The sequence below is a fragment of the Methylobacterium sp. FW306-05-D genome (assembly GCF_058782155.1).
Window position 1 is genome coordinate 1 of record NZ_JBYSXL010000016.1, and the last position, 18062, is coordinate 18062.

12 protein-coding genes are annotated in these 18062 nt (G+C 72.3%); 2 read left to right on the plus strand and 10 right to left on the minus strand.

Features of this window, described 5'->3' with window-relative positions:
* The 8 genes from addA to ahcY all read right to left on the minus strand — a co-directional run.
* Positions 1–2805 (minus strand): double-strand break repair helicase AddA (gene addA, locus AC3WLN_RS08235; protein WP_492480536.1); only part of this gene is annotated, 2805 nt, incomplete at its 3' end.
* On the minus strand, positions 2802–3050 hold the full coding sequence (locus AC3WLN_RS08240) for a hypothetical protein (RefSeq protein WP_492480537.1): 249 nt from the start codon (positions 3048–3050) through the stop codon (positions 2802–2804). The genes addA and AC3WLN_RS08240, both read right to left, overlap by 4 nt.
* 18 nt (positions 3051–3068) lie before the next feature.
* Complete coding sequence (locus AC3WLN_RS08245) at positions 3069–3494, minus strand: PIN domain-containing protein (protein WP_492480538.1); 426 nt, start codon at positions 3492–3494, stop codon at positions 3069–3071.
* A gap of 66 nt (positions 3495–3560) precedes the next feature.
* The gene (gene addB / locus AC3WLN_RS08250) at positions 3561–6695 is read right to left on the minus strand and encodes a double-strand break repair protein AddB (RefSeq protein WP_492480539.1); all 3135 of its coding nucleotides are present in this window, start codon (positions 6693–6695) and stop codon (positions 3561–3563) included.
* A gap of 67 nt (positions 6696–6762) precedes the next feature.
* Positions 6763–7500, minus strand: coding sequence for a nucleotidyltransferase family protein (locus AC3WLN_RS08255; protein ID WP_492480540.1), 738 nt, complete (start codon positions 7498–7500; stop codon positions 6763–6765).
* 92 nt (positions 7501–7592) lie between these two features.
* On the minus strand, positions 7593–9119 hold the full coding sequence (tsaE, locus tag AC3WLN_RS08260; RefSeq protein ID WP_492480595.1) for a tRNA (adenosine(37)-N6)-threonylcarbamoyltransferase complex ATPase subunit type 1 TsaE: 1527 nt from the start codon (positions 9117–9119) through the stop codon (positions 7593–7595).
* A 193-nt stretch (positions 9120–9312) separates the two neighbouring features.
* Positions 9313–11811 (minus strand): sensor histidine kinase, encoded by a 2499-nt coding sequence (locus AC3WLN_RS08265; protein WP_492480541.1) that lies wholly within the window; start codon positions 11809–11811, stop codon positions 9313–9315.
* Between the two features lie 347 nt (positions 11812–12158).
* On the minus strand, positions 12159–13574 hold the full coding sequence (gene ahcY / locus AC3WLN_RS08270) for an adenosylhomocysteinase (protein ID WP_492480542.1): 1416 nt from the start codon (positions 13572–13574) through the stop codon (positions 12159–12161).
* A gap of 239 nt (positions 13575–13813) precedes the next feature.
* Here ahcY and AC3WLN_RS08275 point away from each other — a divergent pair, with 239 nt between their 5' ends.
* Complete coding sequence (locus tag AC3WLN_RS08275; protein ID WP_492480543.1) at positions 13814–14221, plus strand: hypothetical protein; 408 nt, start codon at positions 13814–13816, stop codon at positions 14219–14221.
* A gap of 2 nt (positions 14222–14223) precedes the next feature.
* Here the strand turns inward: AC3WLN_RS08275 and AC3WLN_RS08280 are convergent, their stop codons facing one another.
* Positions 14224–15840, minus strand: a complete 1617-nt coding sequence (locus tag AC3WLN_RS08280) for an AMP-binding protein (protein WP_492480544.1) — start codon at positions 15838–15840, stop codon at positions 14224–14226.
* Positions 15841–15850: 10 nt separating this feature from the next.
* Positions 15851–16450, minus strand: coding sequence for a nitroreductase family protein (locus AC3WLN_RS08285; RefSeq protein ID WP_492480545.1), 600 nt, complete (start codon positions 16448–16450; stop codon positions 15851–15853).
* A gap of 271 nt (positions 16451–16721) precedes the next feature.
* On the opposite strand from AC3WLN_RS08285, the gene AC3WLN_RS08290 reads away from it, so the two are divergent.
* Complete coding sequence (locus tag AC3WLN_RS08290) at positions 16722–18059, plus strand: GGDEF domain-containing protein (RefSeq protein ID WP_492480546.1); 1338 nt, start codon at positions 16722–16724, stop codon at positions 18057–18059.
* Positions 18060–18062: the final 3 nt, after the last annotated feature.

Below are 18062 nucleotides of genomic sequence, written 5' to 3' on the forward strand. Positions count from 1 at the left end.
CGCTTCCGCCGCGCCGCCGTCGCGCCACAGGGTGGCGGGGCCGTAGGGGGTCTCCAGCCCCTCCCCGGGGCCGAAGGCCTGCTCCAGCCCGGTGCGGATCATCTCGCACCAGGCCGCCTCGCCCGGGGCTTCGTGCCCGCGATAGGGCGCGACCACGAGGCGGTCGGCGGCACGGGTCATCGCCACGTAGAGCAGGCGGTTGTGCTCCTCGCGGCCCCGGGATTGCAGGGTGGCGCGGGCCTGGGTCACGGCCTCGCAGTCGCCGGCCTTGGCCCCGGCCCAGATCGGCGGCAGCGGCGCGTCGCCCTGGGCGAAGCGCTGCGCCCCCGGAAGGAGCGGCAGCAGCGGCGGGTCGTTGCGCCCCAGGGCCTCGCAGCCGTCGATGACCACCACCACCGGGGCCTCCAGCCCCTTGGCGCCGTGGACGGTCATCACCCGGACCTCGTCGCGGCCGGAATCGAGGTCGCGCTTGACCGTGTGGCCGCCCTCCCCGCGCCCCGGAACGGTGTCGTAGCGGGCGAGGAACCCGCCGAGGGAGGGGGCGTCCGGCGCCTGCTCGGCCTGGGCCGCCGTCATCAGGAAGACGTCGATGGCGTCGCCGGCCTCGCCGCCGAGGCGGGAGACCAGGGCGCGCCGGCCGCCGCGCGCGCCGAGCAGCGCGGCGTAGAATCCGAACGGCCCCTCGCAGGCCGCCAGCGCGATCCAGGAGGTCAGGGCCGCGTGTCCGCGGATCGCGGCCGGGTCGCCGGCGGCGGCGTGCCGGGCCAGCGCATCCTCCAGGGTCTCGTGCAGGTCGCGACGGGCCGCGATGCGCACGAGGTCGTCGTCGTCGAAGCCGACGAGGGGCGTCTTCAGGGCACCGGCCAGGGTCAGGTCGTCGGCCGGCAGCAGCCCGGCGCGGCCCACCGCCACGAGGTCGTTGACGGCGATGTGGGCGGCGATGTCGAGGCGGTCCTGGCCCGCGACGGGCACGCCGAGGGCCTTCATGGCGCGGATGACCTCCTCGAAGGCCGCCGAGCGCTTGCGCACCAGGATCAGGATGTCGCCCGGGCGCCAGACCCGGCCGGTCTCGTCGCCCGCGGTGATCCAGGCGAGCGCCGCGCGGGCGACCCGGCGGGCGGTGACGATGGCCGGCGCGTTGGTTTCCGGCGCGTCGACGGGCGCGGCCCAGGCGTCGGGCTCGGGCTCGTCGGCCGGCTCCTCGATGGGCCAGAGCTCCACCGTGCCCGGCGCCGTGACCCGGGCGGTGCTGTGGGTGGTGCCGACCGCCCTGTCGTCGAAGGACAGGCCCTCGTAATGCTCCGCGATCCCGAAGGTGGCGTCGACCGCGCGCAGGACGCCTCCGGCCGAGCGGAACGAGAGCTCGAGCCGCACGTCCGCGAAGGCGAGGCCAGCGCCCGCGGCCGCCCGCTGCCAGGCGCGCCGGGTGGTCTCGAACTCGCGGGGCTCGGCGCCCTGGAAGCTGTAGATCGACTGTTTGGGATCGCCCACGGCGAAGCGGGTCCGGGCGACCTCGCGGGCGCCCTCGCCCGAGGCGAATTCGGCGGTGATGCGGCGCAGGATCTCCCACTGGTGCGGGTTGGTGTCCTGCGCCTCGTCGATGAGCACGTGGTCGACGCCGCGGTCGAGCTTGTACAGCACCCAGGTGGAATCGACCCGGCCGAGGAGGTCCAGGGTCTTGTGGATCAGGTCGTCGAAGTCGAGGGCGCCGAGGCGGGCCTTCTGGGCCTCGACCCGGCGGTGGATCTCGCCCGCCAGCGTGAAGAGCGCGCGCGTGCGCTCCAGGGCGCGCACGCCGCGCAGGGTGTCCTGCAGCGGCTCCAGGCGGTCGCGCTCGTCGCGCAGGGCCTGCTTGGCGTCCTCGGGGACCGCCTTGGTGCCGAGGCTCTTGTCGGCCTTCGGCGCGCCCTCCTTGGTGAAGAAGATGGAGAGATAGGTCTCCAGGGCCTCGGCGGGCGAGTCCGTCGCCGCCACCGCCAGGAGCTTGTCGGCGATGCCGTCGTCGGTGGCCTTGCCGGTGCGCAGCCGCCCGGCGAGTTCTGCGAGGTCGCCCAGGACGCCGTCCAGCATCCGCGCCTCGATCGCCTTCGCGTTGTCGCCGGGCCGGACGCCGAGGGTATCGGCCAGCGCGGCGAAGGGGCCGTCGAGGCCGAAGCGGCTGTCGAGCACGTCCCGCGCCCGCATGGCGCTGCGGATCGCCTTCCTCAGGGCATCCCCCGTCGCCTCGGGGCCGACGACGGCCAGGGCCTCGCCGAGATGCGGATGCCGGCCGCCGATGGCGTCGGCCAGCACGTTCCCGGTCTCGATCCGGAAGGCGTCGGCGGCCTGGGTCTCGTCCAGAACCACGAAGCGGGCCGGCACGTTCGCCTCGAAGGGGAACATGTGCAGGAGCCGCTCGCACAGGGCGTGCAGGGTCTCGATCTTCAATCCCCCCGGGGTCTCCACCGCCCGGGCGAACAGCCGCCGGGCCACCCGCAGGGTGTTTCGCGATGGGCGCTCCCCGGTGAGTTCCGTGAGTTCGGCCGTGAGGGCGGCATCGTCCAGCGTCACCCAGCGGCCGAGCATCCGGAACACCCGGATCGACATGTTGGCCGCCGCCGCCTTGGTGAAGGTGAGGCAGAGGATGCGGGCGGGCGGCGCCCCGTCGAGGAGCAGGCGCACCACCCGGTCAGTGAGCACCTTGGTCTTGCCCGCGCCCGCATTGGCCGAGACCCAGGCCGAGGCGCGCGGATCGGCCGCCCGGCGCTGCGCCGCCTTGGTGAGATCGTCGACGACGAAGGCTTCGCGGACGGTCAGGCCGCTCATCGATCCGACCTCATCCGCTCCTTCGGCTCGGGCGGGACGTCGGGCGCTCCGTCGAGCAGGGCCAGGGCGGCGTCCACATCGGCGCGCTCGGCCCGCGCCTGGAGCGCCTTCAGGCCGCGGCGGTGCCCGAGGCCCTCGGCGATGAAGGCGACGAGCAACTGGTTGATGGAGACGTTGTCCTCGTCAGCGGCCGTCTTGGCCTGGGACATGACGTGGTCGGGCAGGCGGAGTGCGAAGTTCGGCATGGCCCATCCTCGTGTCTATCAGCGGGTCAGGTAGGCTTGCGGTGTCATCGCCTGAAGGCCGAAGGCCGACAGGACCGGCTTCCGGAAGTGGCGGTCGTGGGTCAGGATCAGTTCGGCTCCGGCGGCCAGGGCGCATTCGACGTCGAGATCATCCTTCGGGTCGTCCAGGAACGGCCTGAAGCGGAACCAGGGCAGGGTCAGGACGGCGGTCGCGTACAGGGCGTCGAGGATCGCGTCGATCCCGGCCTCGTCGATCCAGGGCGCCGGCCCCAGCAGTCCCGGCCGCTTGAGGACATCCTCGTACTCGAGAACCATCGCGGGCGAGAGCGCGAACGAGAACGAGAACGAGAACCGACGGGTGAGCAGACCACGCAGCACCACGTGGGAGGCTCCGTTGCGTGATCGTAGCGCGCCGAGCACGACATTGGCATCGACGACGATCATGCTCCCATAATGATATCACGGGCGATATTGGTCAAGATCAAAATCCGCGTTGTCCCGCGCGGCGTTTCAGCCCTCCCCTTCGCCGCCGAGCGACCATTCCAGCACGCGGGCGAGGTGGTCGTAGTCGCCGTAGGACTTGGCGTATTTCGGGTAGGGCCGCGAGGTGTAGGCCGCCTCGCCGGTGAGGAAGCGGGCGACGAGGCCGCGGAAGCGCGCGACGTGCTCCTCCACGATGGCGGCGACCTCGCGCTCGTCCCCGCGCGGCGGCTTCACCGCGAGGGGCTCGAACGGTTTGCGGCCGCCCGAGGCGTGGACGTAGAGGAGGTCGGGCGTCCGCGTGGTGGCGGGGACGCCGTCGAAGGCGCCGGCCATCAGCATCGCCGCCTCCAGGGTGAGCTGGGGCGAGAAGCCGGCGAAGACCTCCTTGTTGCTCGGCGGCAGGCCGGTCTTGAAATCGACGATGCAGGCCCCGCCGTCGCGGCGCCGCTCGATCCGGTCCGCCCGCGCCCGCAGGGTGAAGCTCTCGGCCCCCATCGGGATCACCCACGTGCCGGAGATCTCCGGATGCACCCGCGCCAGCTGCGCCCGGCGCTCGACCTCCCAGGCCAGAAAGTGCGAGGCCAGCCGCTCGTAGCGTGGCCACCACTCGGCGTAGAGCTCGGGGTAGGTGTCGGAGATCGGCTGGAAGGCGTTGAGGGCGAGGTCGAGCAGCCGCTCCACCGCCGTCTCGGGCAGCGCCTCGGGATGGTCCTGGGCGAACCGGCCCAGGATCTCGTGGATCAGCGTGCCCCGGTCGGCGGCCCCCGGCTCGGCCGCCACCGGGTCGAGCGGATCGAGGCCGAGGACGTGCCGGGCGAAGATCACGTAGGGGTCGCGCACCAGGGTCTCGACCTCGGTGACGCTCAGGGAGCGCGGAAACAGGGCCGGATCGGGCTTCGGCCGCGGCTGCTTCAGGCGGGCCTGCGCCGGGCCGGTGCCCTGGTCGAGGGCGGCGGCATAGGCCGAGAAGCGGCGCCCGGCGGCCAGCGCCCGGTTCCAGCCGGCATCGCCCGTGAAGGCGCGCAGGCGCTGCAGGAAGCGCGACGGCACGGTCGGCGCGCCCTCGCGCTTGGCCGCCCGGGTGATGAGGGCGTCGTGGTGGCCCAGCGCCTGGACGAAGTCGTGGGCGCTCTGGCCGATGCGGCGCTCGGGCGGGTTGAGGCCGATGCGCTCGCGCATGGGCCGGTTGAGGAAGGCGTCGGTGGTCGTCTGCATCGGCCAGACGCCCTCGTCGAGGCCGCCGAGCACGACCCGATCGACGCTCATCAGCCGTGCCTCCAGGAGGCCCAGGATGCGCAGGCGCGGATGCGGTCGCCCGTCGCTGCAGGCCACCAGCCGCTCGCGGGCGAGCGCCGTGAAGAAGGCGGGGTAGTCGCCGAAGCGGCCGGGCAGGAGCCCGGGCTCGGCCATCTCCAGGTCGTCGAACAGGGTGTCGAGCACGCCGAGGGAGGCGTCGTCGACGGCCTCGCCCTCCGCCGCGTCGATCAGCCTGTCGAAGGTGGCGCGATGGGCGGCGGCGTAGGCGACCAGATTGCCGACCCCGCTGTGGTCCGTGTCGAGGAAGCCGCCAAAGGCCAGTTCGAGCCGATCGAGGAGGCCGGCGGCCAGATCCCAGTCACGCTCGGTGAGGCGGCGCTTGGCCCGGGGCCGACGCCCGGTGGCGGCGCGCTGGTCGACGAGCGCCTGCTGGAGCCCGGCGAAGCCCGGCGCCGGCGCGGGCCCGCGCAAGGTCCCGATCTCCAGGGCGGCGGCGGCCCGGACCACGTCGCTGCGCGGCAGGCCGAGGCGGACATAGGGATGGGACAGGAGCGTGATCAGCCGGGCCGGCTGGAGATCGGCCGCGACCTCGGCGGCGAGGCGCGCCAGGCGCCCGGCCCGGCTGCGCGACAGGGCCTCGCCGCCGGAATCCTCCGCGACGACGCCCCAGCGGGCGAGTTCGGCCGCGACGCGCAGCGCCAAAGCACGGTCGGGCGTCACCAGGGCCGCCGTCGCGCCGGGGCTCTCCAGGGTCTCGCGCAGGGCGACGGCGATGATCAGCGCCTCCTCGCGCTCGTCGCTGGCCTCGACCACGGCCAGCCCCTGCAGGCCCTCCTCCGCCAGCCGGGCGCGCTCGGCGAGGTCGAGGGCGGCCCAGGCCTCCGTGGTCTCGGCCGGGCGCAGGGCCTGCGACAGCAGCCCGAAGCGGGCGCGGGCGGTGTCGGACGGGTCGCCGAGGGTCGCCACCTGCGCCCGGTCGCGGTTCAGGCCAGCGGGCCCGAGGAGGCGGTGCAGGATCGCCTGCGGATGGCCGTGCGCGATCTCGCGGGAGGCGCCCTCGCCGGTCTCGATGGCGTCCCAGCCGGCGGCGTCGAGGTCGGCGTCGAGGCCCGGCAGGACCACGGCGCCGCGGGGCAGCCCGGCCACCGCGGCGATCAGCTTCGCGGTGGCCGGCACTGAGCCGGTTGAGCCGGCCACGATCACCGGGTCGGCGGGGCGGTCGCGGATCAGCCGGTCGGCCTCGGCCAGGACGAGGCGGCGCGAGCGCGAGACCGGGTCGCTCATCCCGCGCTCGGCGAGGATCTTGGGCCAGGCCTCGGCGGCGATCTTCACGAAATCCAGGGTCAGGCCGAAATAGCGCGAATACTCGGCCTCGACGGCGCCGCCGATCTCGGCCCAGGGCAGGCCCTCGACGGTGAGCGCGTCCATGAGCCGTTCGAGGTCGGCGGCGAGGCCGATCGCGTCGGCGGGGGAGGACGGCACCAGGAAGGGCACGTCGTCGTCGATCGGCAGCAGCGTGCGGTCCACCGCCTCGGCCCAGCCCTGGACGAGGCGGGCGAGGATGAGCCGGCGCTCCAGGGGCGGCATCGCCGGGGCGAGCAGGTCCGGGCCGTTCTCGAGGAGCGGGTTGGCGGCCAGATCCAGCTCCGCCTCGTCGGCCTCGCCGAGGGGAACCATCCGGGGCAGCAGGGCCGCGTGGCCGAGGCGCGCGGCCAGGATCGCGGCCAGCGCCCGCACCGCCCGCTGGGTCGGCAGGTAGAGGGTGACGGAGGCCAGCGCGAAGGGATCGTCGCCGATCGCGCCCACGAGGCGCCCCGAGATCAGGGCATCGGCGAGGGTCGGCAGGAAGGGCGCGCCGGGCGGGATCGAGAAGACGTGGGCGGTCGGGACGTCTGAGGTCGGCATCCCACCCTCCATGCCACCAAATCCCCGGCCCGGGAATGCGACGCCCCGCCGAATCGCCGATCGGTCCTCAGGGCGTCGGAGCCGTGGACTTCACCCGGGCCTCGGCCGCCGTGATCGCCTCCGGCGTGCCCACGTGCAGCCATTGCCCGTCGAGGCGCAGGCCGTGCAGGCGGCCGGCCGCGATGGCGCGGTCGAACAGGAGGTTGAGGGAGAAGGCGCCCTCGGGCGTGTCGGCGAACAGGCCGGGCTTCAGGATGGCGACGCCGGCATAGATGAAGGGCGCCACCTCGCGCTCGCCGCGGCGTTCCAGGGCCCCGGAGGAATCCATCACGAAGTCGCCGTTGCCCTCGTAGCCGAGGCTGGTCGCGGTGGGCGCGACGAGGAGGAGGATGTCCATCGCCGCCGGGTCCCAGGCGGCGATCAGGCGGCCGAGATTCGACTCCGGGCCCTCCAGCCAGAACGAATCGGCGTTGAAGACCACGAACGGATCGTCGCCGAGAAGCGGCAGGGCCTTCTTCACGCCGCCCCCGGTCTCGAGCAGGGCCTCGCGCTCGTCCGAGAGCACGATCCTCGGGGCGGAACGGCGCTTGCCGACATGCCCCTCGATCAGGTCGGCGAGGTAGTGGACGTTCACCACCGCCTCGGTGATGCCGCCCTCGGCCGCCCGGTCGAGGGCGTGGTCGAGGAGCGCGCGACCCGCCACCTCCACCAGGGGCTTGGGCACCGTGGCGGTGATCGGGCGCATGCGCTTGCCGAGACCCGCCGCGAGGACGAAGGCGCGGGTGATGGGGGCTGTGTCGGACATGGCGGCTTCGTCTCGTCGGGGAGGTCTTGTTGGACGATCTCGGGCGGGCGCGGACTACCGTCCGGCGGCCGCGCCCGGGTCTCGCGGGTCCGTCAGGCGCCCTCGCCCGGCTCGGCGGCGGCCTTCGGCACGAGGTGCGGCAGGTGCGCCTCGTGCCAGATCCGCAGGTGAGTCAGGGCCGGGTGGTTGAGGTTGCGCGCGAGGTAGCCCTCGATGCGCGGCAGGTGCGCGAGGTAGGCCGGCTTGCCGTCGCGCCGGTCGAGGCGGGCGAAGATGCCGAGGATCTTGGTGGCGCGCTGGGCCGCCAGCACCGCGTAGGCGCGGGCGAAGGCGTGCATGTCGAAATCGGGCTCGCGGGCCCGGCGCTCGCGCACGTAGAGGCCGAGCAGGCGCAGCTCGAACTCGGCGCTCGCGTCCACCCGCGCATCCTGGAGGAGCGAGGCGACGTCGTAGGCCGGATGGCCGAGGACCGCGTCTTGGAAGTCGATGACGCCGATGCGCTCCAGCCCCTCGCGCTCGGGCAGCCAGATCAGGTTCGGCGAGTGGTAGTCGCGCAGGGTCCAGGTCGGGCGGTCGGGCTTGATGCTGTCGAGCACCTCCGCCCACAGGGCCACGAACTCGGATCGGGCCGCGTGGGGCAGTTCGGCCCCGCGGATCGCCGGGCAGTACCAGTCGGGCAGCAACTCGGTCTCGAACACCAGGGCTTCGAGGTCGTAGGGCGGCAGCACGTGGTCGATGCCGTCGGCCACGGGCAGGACGCCCGGCAGTTCGGTGGCGTGGAGCTTGGCGAGGAGACGCACCGCCTCGGCGTAGCGCTCGGGCCGGGGCCCGTTGGCGTCGACCACCGGCTCGGACCCGAGGTCTTCCAGGATCAGCAGGCCCTCGGCGAGGTCCTCGCCGTAGATGCGGGGCGCCGAGAAGCCGAGGGCGCGCAGGCCGCGATCCATGCCGACGAAGGCGTGGACGCTCTCGGCAAGCTTGACGATGGCGCTGTAGGGGCGGCCGTTGCGCACCGGCGGCCCGTCGGCGCGGGGCGGCGAGATCATCAGCACCGCGCTCCTGCCGTCCGGCTTCACCAGCCGCTCGTAGGCGCGCGAGGAGGCGTCGCCCTGCATGGTGACGCGCGTGGCCTCGTCCCAGCCGCTGCGCACGAGGAGGATGCGCAGGGCGCGGGCCCGCTTCAGGCGGGCGGCCATGCCGCCGCTGCCGTCGATGCGGGCGAAGCGGGCGCCGTCGCCGAACTCGGCCCGCAGGGAGAGGTCGACGGTGAGCATCGGGGCGTCGCGGGGTCTGAGCCGCTCGGGCCATTCCACCAGGGTGATGGCGGTCTCGGCCATCTCGTCGAAGCCGAGCTCCACGAGTTCGTCGGGGCTGCGCAGGCGGTAGAGGTCGGCATGCACGATGGCCCGCCCGTCGGCCGCCTCGTAGGGCTGGATCAGCGTGAAGGTCGGGCTCGGCACGTCGAGGTCGGGGTCGCCGACGAGCTCGCGGATCAGCGCGCGCGCGAGGGTGGTCTTGCCGCCGCCGAGGCCGCCGGACAGGGCGACGATGTCCCCCGGCACGAGGAGCCCCGCGAGGAAGCGGCCGAGATCCTCGGTGGCGCTCTCCTCCGGGAGCATGATCTCCCAGGCCGATTTCACCTCACGCTGGGGCGTGTCGGCACCATCCTCGTTCAACGCCCAATTCCTCCCTGGCCGTGTGCCGCCGCGGCCGGATCCGGATCGCGCGGAGCCCCGCTGTCATAGCGGAGCATCCTTAACCAAATCGCGGGCCGGCCCAAGGCTCCCGCGGCACGGGGTCGGTGGGCCCGTCCTACTCGGCGGCATCCCGCCGCGCGGTCGGCTCCGTGATGGGGAAGGTGCAGGTGACGCGGGTGCCGGCCCCGGGGGCCGATTCCAGGCCGACGCGCCCGCCATGCAGCTCCACGAAGGAGCGCACGATCGAGAGGCCGAGGCCGACGCCGCGATGGCGGGTGCCGAGGGTGTGGCTCTCGAACCGGTCGAAGACCCGGGCGGCCACGTCGGGCGGCATGCCCTGGCCCTGGTCGACCACCGCCAGGGTGAGTTCGGAGGCATTGCGGCGGACTTCGACGCGGACCTGCTGGCCCGGCGCCGAGAAGCCGACGGCGTTCGACAGGAGGTTGAACAGGATCTGGCGGACGCGCTTGCCGTCGGCGACGAAGCTGCCGACGTCGTCGGGCACGTCGAGGTCGAGGGCGATCGCGGAATCGGCGAGCCGGTCCTCGAGGCCCCGCACGGCGGCATCGACGGTGGCGCGGACGTCGACCACCTCGCGGGTGAGCTCGAGGGAGCCCGCATCGATGGAGGCGAGGTCGAGGATGTCGTTGATCATCACGAGCAGCGCGCCGGACGAGCGCATGATGTGCCCGGAATACTCGCGCTGGCGCTCGTTGAGGGCGCCCACCGTCTCGTCGCCGAGGAGCTGGGTGAAACCGATGATGTTGGTGAGCGGCGAGCGCAGCTCGTAGGAGACGTGGTTCACGAAGGTGTCGCGCAGCTGCGACGTGCGCTCCAGGGCGTCGTTCTTGTCGGTGAGCGCGCGCTCCACGTTCACGCTGGCGGTGACGTCGATGAGGGTGAGCAGGGTCGCGCCCTCGGGCAGGGGTTGGGCGGCGCAGTCGAGCACGGTGCCGTCGACGATCTCCAGGCGACAGGTCAGGCCGGCGCGGCTTTCCAGGCCCGTGATGGCGCCGCGGATGTCGATCCACGGGTCCTCGTCGGGCGAGAGGGTCTGGCAGGCGGCGATGACGGCATCGACGCGGGGGCGCTCGCGCAGGGTCTCGGGGTCGAGGCGCCAGAGGGTGGCGAAGGCGCGGTTGGCGAAGGTGAGGCGTCCGTCGGCGCCGAACACCGCCACGGGCTCCTTGAGGGTGTCGAGGGTCTCGGCCTGCACCCGCATCAGGGCGTTGTAGCGGGACTCGAGCTTCATGTTCTCGGAGACGTCGTCGAACAGGTAGGTCAGGCCGCCCTGCGGGTTGGGATCGGCGACCACGCGCAGGGAGCGCCCGTCGGGCAGGTACCACCAGGCCTCGTTGGCCTCCACGGCGCGGTAGGCGGCGAGCACGTCGGCCTTCCAGGACTTGAAATCGGCCTGTTCGGGAAGTTTCCGGGCGGCGCGGAGCCGGTCGAGGATCTCGCCGTCCAGGGGGCGGCCGTCGAGGAAGGCCGGGTCGAGGCCCCAGAGCTGGCGGTAGGCGGCGTTGTGGAAGATCAGGCGCTGGCGGGCGTCGAACATCGCCACGGCGGTGGGCAGCTGGTCGAGGGTGCGGACGTTGGCGTCCATCTGGCGCTGCAGGTCGGCCCGCACGCTCTCCAGCTCCGAGACGTCGACGGCGATGCCGACGCGGCCCGTCTCGATGGCGCTCTCGGTGACGTCGAGGGTGCGGCGTCCGCCCGCGACGACGGCGCAGAGGCGGTGCGGGGCGCGGCCGCCGCTCGTCGCGCGCGTGGTCTCGTCCCGGGCGATGAGCTCGCGGGCCTGCCGGTCGAGGAGTTCGACGCCGCCCTCCAGGGCATGCTCGCGGGTGCCCGCCTCCACCGCCGCCACGTAGGCGAGGTTGACCCAGGCGAGCGCGCCGTCGCGGTTGCGGCGCCAGACCGGCTGCGGGATCGCGTCGAGCAGGCTGCCGAGCGCCGAGAGGCCGCGCTTGGCCTCGTAGAGGGTGAGGCGCAGGTCGATGAGTTCGCGCTTCTCGTCCGTGGTCTCCCGCAGGCGCAGGATCGCGCGGCCGGAGAGCGCCTGCCCATGCGCGTCGATGAAGCGGCCGGACTGGCTGCGCAGGCTCAGGCGGAAGCCGGCGCCGCGGGCGCGCAGCGCCTCCACGGCCGTGCTGAGGGCATCGGCGTCGACCGCATGCAGCCAGGTCTCGAAGGCGGGCAGGCCGGGATCGGCGTCGCCGGGGGCGTGGCGTCCCTCGATGAGGCCGATATCGCCCTCGATGCTCGGGACGCCGCGGCCCGACCAGGTGACGAGGAGCTGGCGCTCGGCGTTCAGGAGCATCTCGGCGCGGTCGTGCGATTCGCGCAGGGCCGACAGTTCCGTGACGAGGTCGCGCTCGCGCCGGGTCCAGCGGCCGCGCTCGCGCATGTGCAGCAGGGCCACGATGGTGGAGAACACCGTCAGCCCGATCAGGATCGCGAGACCGGCCGCGTTGTGCGTGTGTTGCCCGAACCCCGAGACGGCAGCGTTGGCATCCATCCCCATCCCGGCCGCCCAGGCCGGGCGGCCGGCCGCAGCGACGACGAGACAGCCGGCGCACAGCAGGGCGCGCGCCGTTCGTTCGACCCTCATGATCCGTCCCGCCTCCACGAATCTTCGATGAGACGCCGAACGGCGCCCATCCCGCAGCCGGCCGGAGGCCGGCTGCGAGCCACTCCATCTGAGGAATCCGCCCACACTAGCGCGAGGCGGAATCGTCCCGGAAGAGGGTTAAGCTTAACTTTAGAGGCTTCGGAGACGATGGCCGGGCAAGGGCGCAGAAAAGCCACACCGCGTAGGCGCGCTCGGCAGGTTGCGGACGCGCAGAAGCCCGGCACGGGGCCGGGCTTCGCAAGGGTCGTCGGGGCAAGGGTGGCCGGGCCGGGTCTTGGGGGGCGGGGCGGGGGCGCGGCGCCCCGCGCGGGGCGCCGGAGCGGTCTTCAGTAGCGGTAGTGGTCGGGCTTGAACGGGCCGCTCTCGGAGACGCCGATATAGGCCGCCTGGTCGGGGCGCAGCTTGGAGAGCTTCACGCCGATCTTCTCGAGGTGGAGGAGCGCCACCTTCTCGTCCAGGGCCTTGGGCAGGGTGTAGACCTGGCGCTCGTACTTGCCCGGGTTGGTCCAGAGCTCGATCTGGGCCAGCGTCTGGTTGGTGAACGAGGCCGACATCACGAAGGACGGGTGGCCCGTGGCGTTGCCGAGGTTCACCAGGCGCCCCTCCGACAGGAGGATGATGCGGTGGCCGTCGGGGAAGGTGATCTCGTCCACCTGCGGCTTGATGTTCGACCAGGTGAGGTTCTTCAGGCCGGCGACCTGAATCTCGTTGTCGAAGTGGCCGATGTTGCACACGATGGCGCGGTCCTTCATCGCCCGCATGTGCTCGATGGTGATGATGTCCTTGTTGCCCGTGGCGGTGACGAAGATGTCGGCGCGCGGGGCGGCGTCCTCCATCGTCACGACCTCGTAGCCTTCCATGGCGGCCTGGAGGGCGCAGATCGGGTCGATCTCGGAGATCAGAACGCGGCAGCCGGCGTTGCGCAGCGAGGCGGCCGAGCCCTTGCCGACATCGCCGAAGCCCGCGACCATGGCGACCTTGCCGGCCATCATCACGTCGGTGCCGCGGCGGATGCCGTCGACCAGCGACTCCTTGCAGCCGTAGAGGTTGTCGAACTTCGACTTGGTGACGGCGTCGTTCACGTTGATCGCCGGGAAGAGCAGCTTGCCCTCCTTGGCGAGGTTGTAGAGGCGGTGCACGCCCGTGGTGGTCTCTTCCGAGACGCCCTTGATCGAGTCGGCGAGACCCGCGAACCAGCCCTTCGGCTTCTCGGCGAGCTTCTTCTTGAGGAGCGCGAAGAAGATCTCCTCCTCCTCGGATTCCGGCTTGTCGAGGAAGGCGGTGTCGCCGTTCTCGGCGCGCAGGCCCAGGTGCACGAACATGGTGGCGTCGCCGCCGTCGTCGAGGATCATGTTCGGCATGCCGCCGTCATGCCAGTCGAACAGCTTCGACGTGTAGTCCCAGTACTCCTCGAGGGTCTCGCCCTTGATGGCGAAGACCGGGATGCCGGAGGCGGCGATCGCGGCGGCGGCGTGGTCCTGGGTCGAGTAGATGTTGCAGGAGACCCAGCGGATGTCGGCGCCGAGCGCCTTCAGGGTCTCGATCAGCACGGCCGTCTGGATCGTCATGTGCAGAGAGCCGGCGATCTTGGCGCCCTTGAGCGGCTGCGACGGGCCGAACTCCTGGCGGGTGGCCATCAGGCCCGGCATCTCGGTCTCGGCGATCGAGATCTCCTTGCGGCCGTACTCGGCCAGACCGATGTCCTTGACGATGTAATCCTGGGCCGGGGAAGTCTGGGCCATGGGGGTTCGCTCCGTCTCTCGTTGCGTGTCGGCGAGGCCTATAGCAGGGCACCGGACCGGAGGCAATCAAGATATAAAGATGTCTTTATGCGAAGGATTCTAAGGCATGGTGATCCGACGCTGTGCTCCGATGACAATTCTCGCGGAACGTGCATTACCATATGTCGGTTGTAGGTGCCGTTCGGTCGTGAATCGAGCAGATTCCCGCTCGCCGGTCACGGTTCGGTTCGAAGACGTCGATGATGCGAAACTTTGTCCTGGCCGCCTCGATCGGCCTCGCCGCCACGTCGGGGGCGGCAGCCTTCCCCGGTCAGGTCCCGACCTTCGAGCGGGTGGTGTCGGCGGGGCACACGCTGAAGGTCACGTCGATGTCCGCCATCGACCAGACCTGCCGCTCCCTCGGCCCCTTCGCGATCAGCCTCACCGACGCGCCGCATGACGGACGGGTGGAAGTGACCCAGGGAACCGATTTTCCGAATTTCTCCACGTTGAACACGCGCTCCCGCTGCAACACCCGCCGGTTGCCCGCGACCATCGTGTCCTACACCCCCGCACCCGGCTACGTGGGCGAGGACGATTTCGCGATCGAGATCGTCGGTCCGCAAGGGCAGGTCGGCCGCGCCCGGTTCCACGTCTCGGTGCGATAGGCCTATCCCGCGTCGCGCAACTGCCGCCGGATGATCTTGCCGGTGGTGGTCATCGGCAGATGATCGCGAAACGCGATCTCGCGCGGGTATTCGTGGGCGGAGAGACGCGTGCGCACGAAGGCCTGGATCTCGGCGGCGAGCGCGTCCGAGGCGACGTAGCCCGGGCGCAGGACGACGAAGGCCTTCACGATCTCGGTGCGCAGGGGATCGGGCTTGCCCACCGCGGCGGCCAGCGCCACCGCGGGGTGCGCGCCGAGGCAATCCTCGATCTCGGTGGGGCCGATCCGGTAGGCCGCCGAGGTGATGAGGTCGTCCTCGCGTCCGACGAAGTGGACGTAGCCGTCCGCGTCGCGCCGGGCGGTGTCGCCGGTCAGCATCCAGTCGCCGGAGAACTTCTTCGCCGTCGCCTCGGGCTGGTTCCAGTAGCGCAGGAACATCACCGGATCGGGCCGGGCGATGGCGATCTCGCCGGGCTCGTCGGCGGTGGCCTCGGACCCGTCGGGCCGCAGGATCGCGACCCGGTGCCCCGGCACCGGGCGCCCGGTGGAGCCGGACCGCGCCACCCCGGCCGACCGGCAGGCCGCGAGCACGAGGTTGCACTCGGTCTGGCCATAGGCCTCGCCGATGGTGAGCCCGAGTTCGCGGCGCGCCCAGTCGAAGGTCTCGGGGCCCAGGGCCTCGCCGGCGGAGGCGATGTTGCGCAGGCGCGTCAGGTCGAAGCGCCCGCGCGGGTCGGCGACGCCGCGCAGCATGCGCAGGGCAGTCGGCGGCAGGAACGCCAGGGTGACGGCTCGCTCGGCGATCAGCCGGAACGCCGCCTCCGGCTCGAAGCGGAAGCTCGGGCAGGCCACCACCGGCAGCCCGAAATGCAGGCTCGGCAGCGTCGCGTTCAGGAGGCCGCCGGCCCAGGCCCAATCCGAGGGCGTCCACATCCGGTCGCCGGATCTCGGCGGGAAATCGTGCATCATGCAGAAGCCCGGCAGGTGCCCCAAGAGCACCCGGTGAGCGTGCAGCGCGCCCTTGGCCAGTCCGGTGGTGCCGGAGGTGTAGATCATCAGAGCGGGATCGTCGGCCCGGGTCTCGACCGGGACGAACCCCTCCGGCGCCTCGGCGAGCAGGGCCTCGTAACCGAGGGCCTCCCCCCGGGCTCCGTCGACGCAGACGACGAGCGCGAGGTCCGGCAGGTCGGAGCGGAGGGCGTCGATCTTGGCGAGGCCGGCCGCATCGGTGATCAGGACGCGGGCGCCCGCATCGGTCAGGCGGTAGCGCAGGGCGTCCGGTCCGAACAGGCCGGCGAGCGGCAGAGCGATCGCCCCGAGCTTGTAGGCGGCCGCATGGGCGATCACCACGGCGGCCGATTGCGGCAGCAGGACGCCGATCCGCTCGCCGGGCCCGACGCCCCGGGCCCGCAACCCGGCCGCCAGGCGGTCGGAGCGGTCCCGCAGGTCGCCGAAGGTGATCTCCGAGACCCGCGACCCGACGACCTCCTGGATCGCGACCCGGCCGGGCTCGCGCGCGGCCCAGCGGTCGCAGACGTCGACGCCGATGTTGAAGCGCTCCGGGATGTCCCAGGCGAAACCGGCGACGAGCCCGGCATAGTCGGGGGCGGGTCTCAGCACGGCGGACGGCTCAGGCTTCGCGGGCCTTGAAGGCACCGGCGAAGGCGAAGTCGGTGATCGGACGCCGACCGTTCGGCACCTCCTTGGCGCGCTGCTCCTCGGTGAGGTCGGCCGGGTCGGCCGCCCGCCCGACCGCGTAGGCGGCCTCGACCTGATGGTCCGGCGGCACGTTGAGCACGGTCACGGAGCGCTCCTTGTCGAAGCCGCCCATGCCGTGCACGTGCCAGCCCTGGCGGATCGCCTGGAGCTGGAAGTTCGCCGAGGCGGCTCCGGCGTCGAGGGAATGGCTGGCCGAGGGCTTCAGACCGTCGCCGGTCTTCATCAGCTTGCTCGAGACCAGGATGACCAGGGCGCCGGCACCCTCCGCCCACTTGCGGTTTCCCGGCACCAGGAGGTCGAGGAAGGTCTCCCATTCGGGGGTGCCGCGCAGGGCGTAGACGAAGCGCCAGGGCTGCGAGTTGTAGGAGGACGGGGCCCAGCGCGCGGCCTCGACCATCCGCAGCAGCTCGGATTCCGGCACCGCCTCGCCGGTGAAGGCGCGGGGCGACCAGCGCTCGATGAAGAGCGGGTCGATGGCGTGGTCGGGCTGGCGCGGGTTCGAGGCGGTCACGGGCAGGCTCCAGTCGGCAAAGGTCCGGGAGGACGGTCAAGGATCGGCGTGGCCGGCCCCGATGGCCGCGAGGCATGCACGAGGTGGGGCCGGGGTGGCAATTGTTCATTCGGTCCCCTCGCCGCCGCGCGGGCACATCCCCGGCGTGGTGAGGGCCTTACGGGTCGGATCGATCGCATTTTAACGACCGGGGAAAGCATGCCCACATGTGTTGGGGGCACTCTTTGTCCAGGGGCCGTCGTCGCCCGCCCAGCCATGGATCTCCCCGCGCGTGACCGCTCCACCTGCTGCCCGATCGTTCGACGATCCGGGCTCCCTGTCGTTTCACGTCAGCGACCGCCTCCTGGCGCTCATCGAACGGACCCTGCAGGCGGCCCGCTGGCGCCTCGCCTTTCCGGCCGAACTCGAGGCCCGGTTCGAGGCCGAGACCGGCCGCCGGAGGGTCCGGCAGCTTCGCCGGGCCACCCTGATCGGCCTCTCGGTCTACTACCTCTATGCCTGGGCGGCCTATGTCACGACGCCGGACGTCGCGACCCTCAACCTCGTCCTGCGCATCGGCGTGATGACGCCGCTGGCCATCGGAATCTACGTGGCCCTGAGTTGGGTGCCCCCCCGGACCCGGGAGACCCTGTGCGGCCTCGGCGTCCTGGCCGCGGCGATGATCCCGGCCGTCATCCTCCGGCTCGGGCACGGACCGAACGCCGCCCACGCGATCACGGCGATCTGGCTGACGGTCATCTTCGCCAACGTCTCCCTGGCGCTGCGTTTCTCCTGGGCCTGCATCGTCTCGGCCACGACCGCCCTCGCCGGCGGCCTCGCGATCGCGGCCCATCCGGAGATCCCCCGCGATCTGGCGAGCCTGGTCCGGCTCGACATGCTGATCGGCATCGCTTTCAGCCTGGGGGCCGCGCACAAGATCGAGAGCGCCAACCGGCGCAACTACCTCTATACCCTCAGGGAATCGCTTCGGGCCCAGCAGCTGAGAGTGGCCAATGCGCGCCTCACCCGCCTCTCGACCACCGATCCGCTGACGGGCCTCGCCAACCGGCGCGCCTTCGCCCAGCGCCTCGACGCCCTGTGGCAGGCCTCGCGTGACGGCGATTCCTTCGCGCTGATGCTGGTGGATGTCGACCACTTCAAGCGCTTCAACGACCATTACGGGCACGGGGCCGGCGATGCCTGCCTGTGCGAGATTTCGTGCCTGCTGACCGCCCGGGCCGGCGGCAGCGCCGACCTGGTGTCGCGCTATGGGGGCGAGGAATTCGCGCTGCTCCTCCCGGGCCTCGACGGCAGGGCCGCCCTGGCCCTGGCCGAGCGTATCCGCCTGGCGCTGAACGCCCGCGCCCTGCCCCATGCCGGGCGCGGCGACGGCCTGGGCCACGTCACCGTCAGCATCGGCGTGGCCGCGAGCCCGGACGGTGCCGAGACGCCGGACGCCCTGGTCGAGGCCGCCGACGCGGCGCTCTACCGGGCGAAATCGGCCGGGCGCAACCGCGCCGGCTGCGAGGGCACCCGGAACCGCCCGGAGGCGGCGCCTGGCTCCGGAGCCGAGCCGGCCCTGGCCGCCTGGCCGGTCGCCGGCGATCCGCCCCGGCGGCGCTCGGCCTGAACG

Bases quoted from the DNA above. Each gene is read 5' to 3' on its own strand.
- AC3WLN_RS08240 (WP_492480537.1), bottom strand. From the start codon at position 3,050: ATGCCGAACTTCGCACTCCGCCTGCCCGACCACGTCATGTCCCAGGCC.
- AC3WLN_RS08245 (WP_492480538.1), bottom strand. From the start codon at position 3,494: ATGATCGTCGTCGATGCCAATGTCGTGCTCGGCGCGCTACGATCACGC.
- addB (WP_492480539.1), bottom strand. From the start codon at position 6,695: ATGCCGACCTCAGACGTCCCGACCGCCCACGTCTTCTCGATCCCGCCC.
- AC3WLN_RS08255 (WP_492480540.1), bottom strand. From the start codon at position 7,500: ATGTCCGACACAGCCCCCATCACCCGCGCCTTCGTCCTCGCGGCGGGT.
- tsaE (WP_492480595.1), bottom strand. From the start codon at position 9,119: ATGCTCCCGGAGGAGAGCGCCACCGAGGATCTCGGCCGCTTCCTCGCG.
- AC3WLN_RS08265 (WP_492480541.1), bottom strand. From the start codon at position 11,811: ATGAGGGTCGAACGAACGGCGCGCGCCCTGCTGTGCGCCGGCTGTCTC.
- ahcY (WP_492480542.1), bottom strand. From the start codon at position 13,574: ATGGCCCAGACTTCCCCGGCCCAGGATTACATCGTCAAGGACATCGGT.
- AC3WLN_RS08275 (WP_492480543.1), top strand. From the start codon at position 13,814: ATGATGCGAAACTTTGTCCTGGCCGCCTCGATCGGCCTCGCCGCCACG.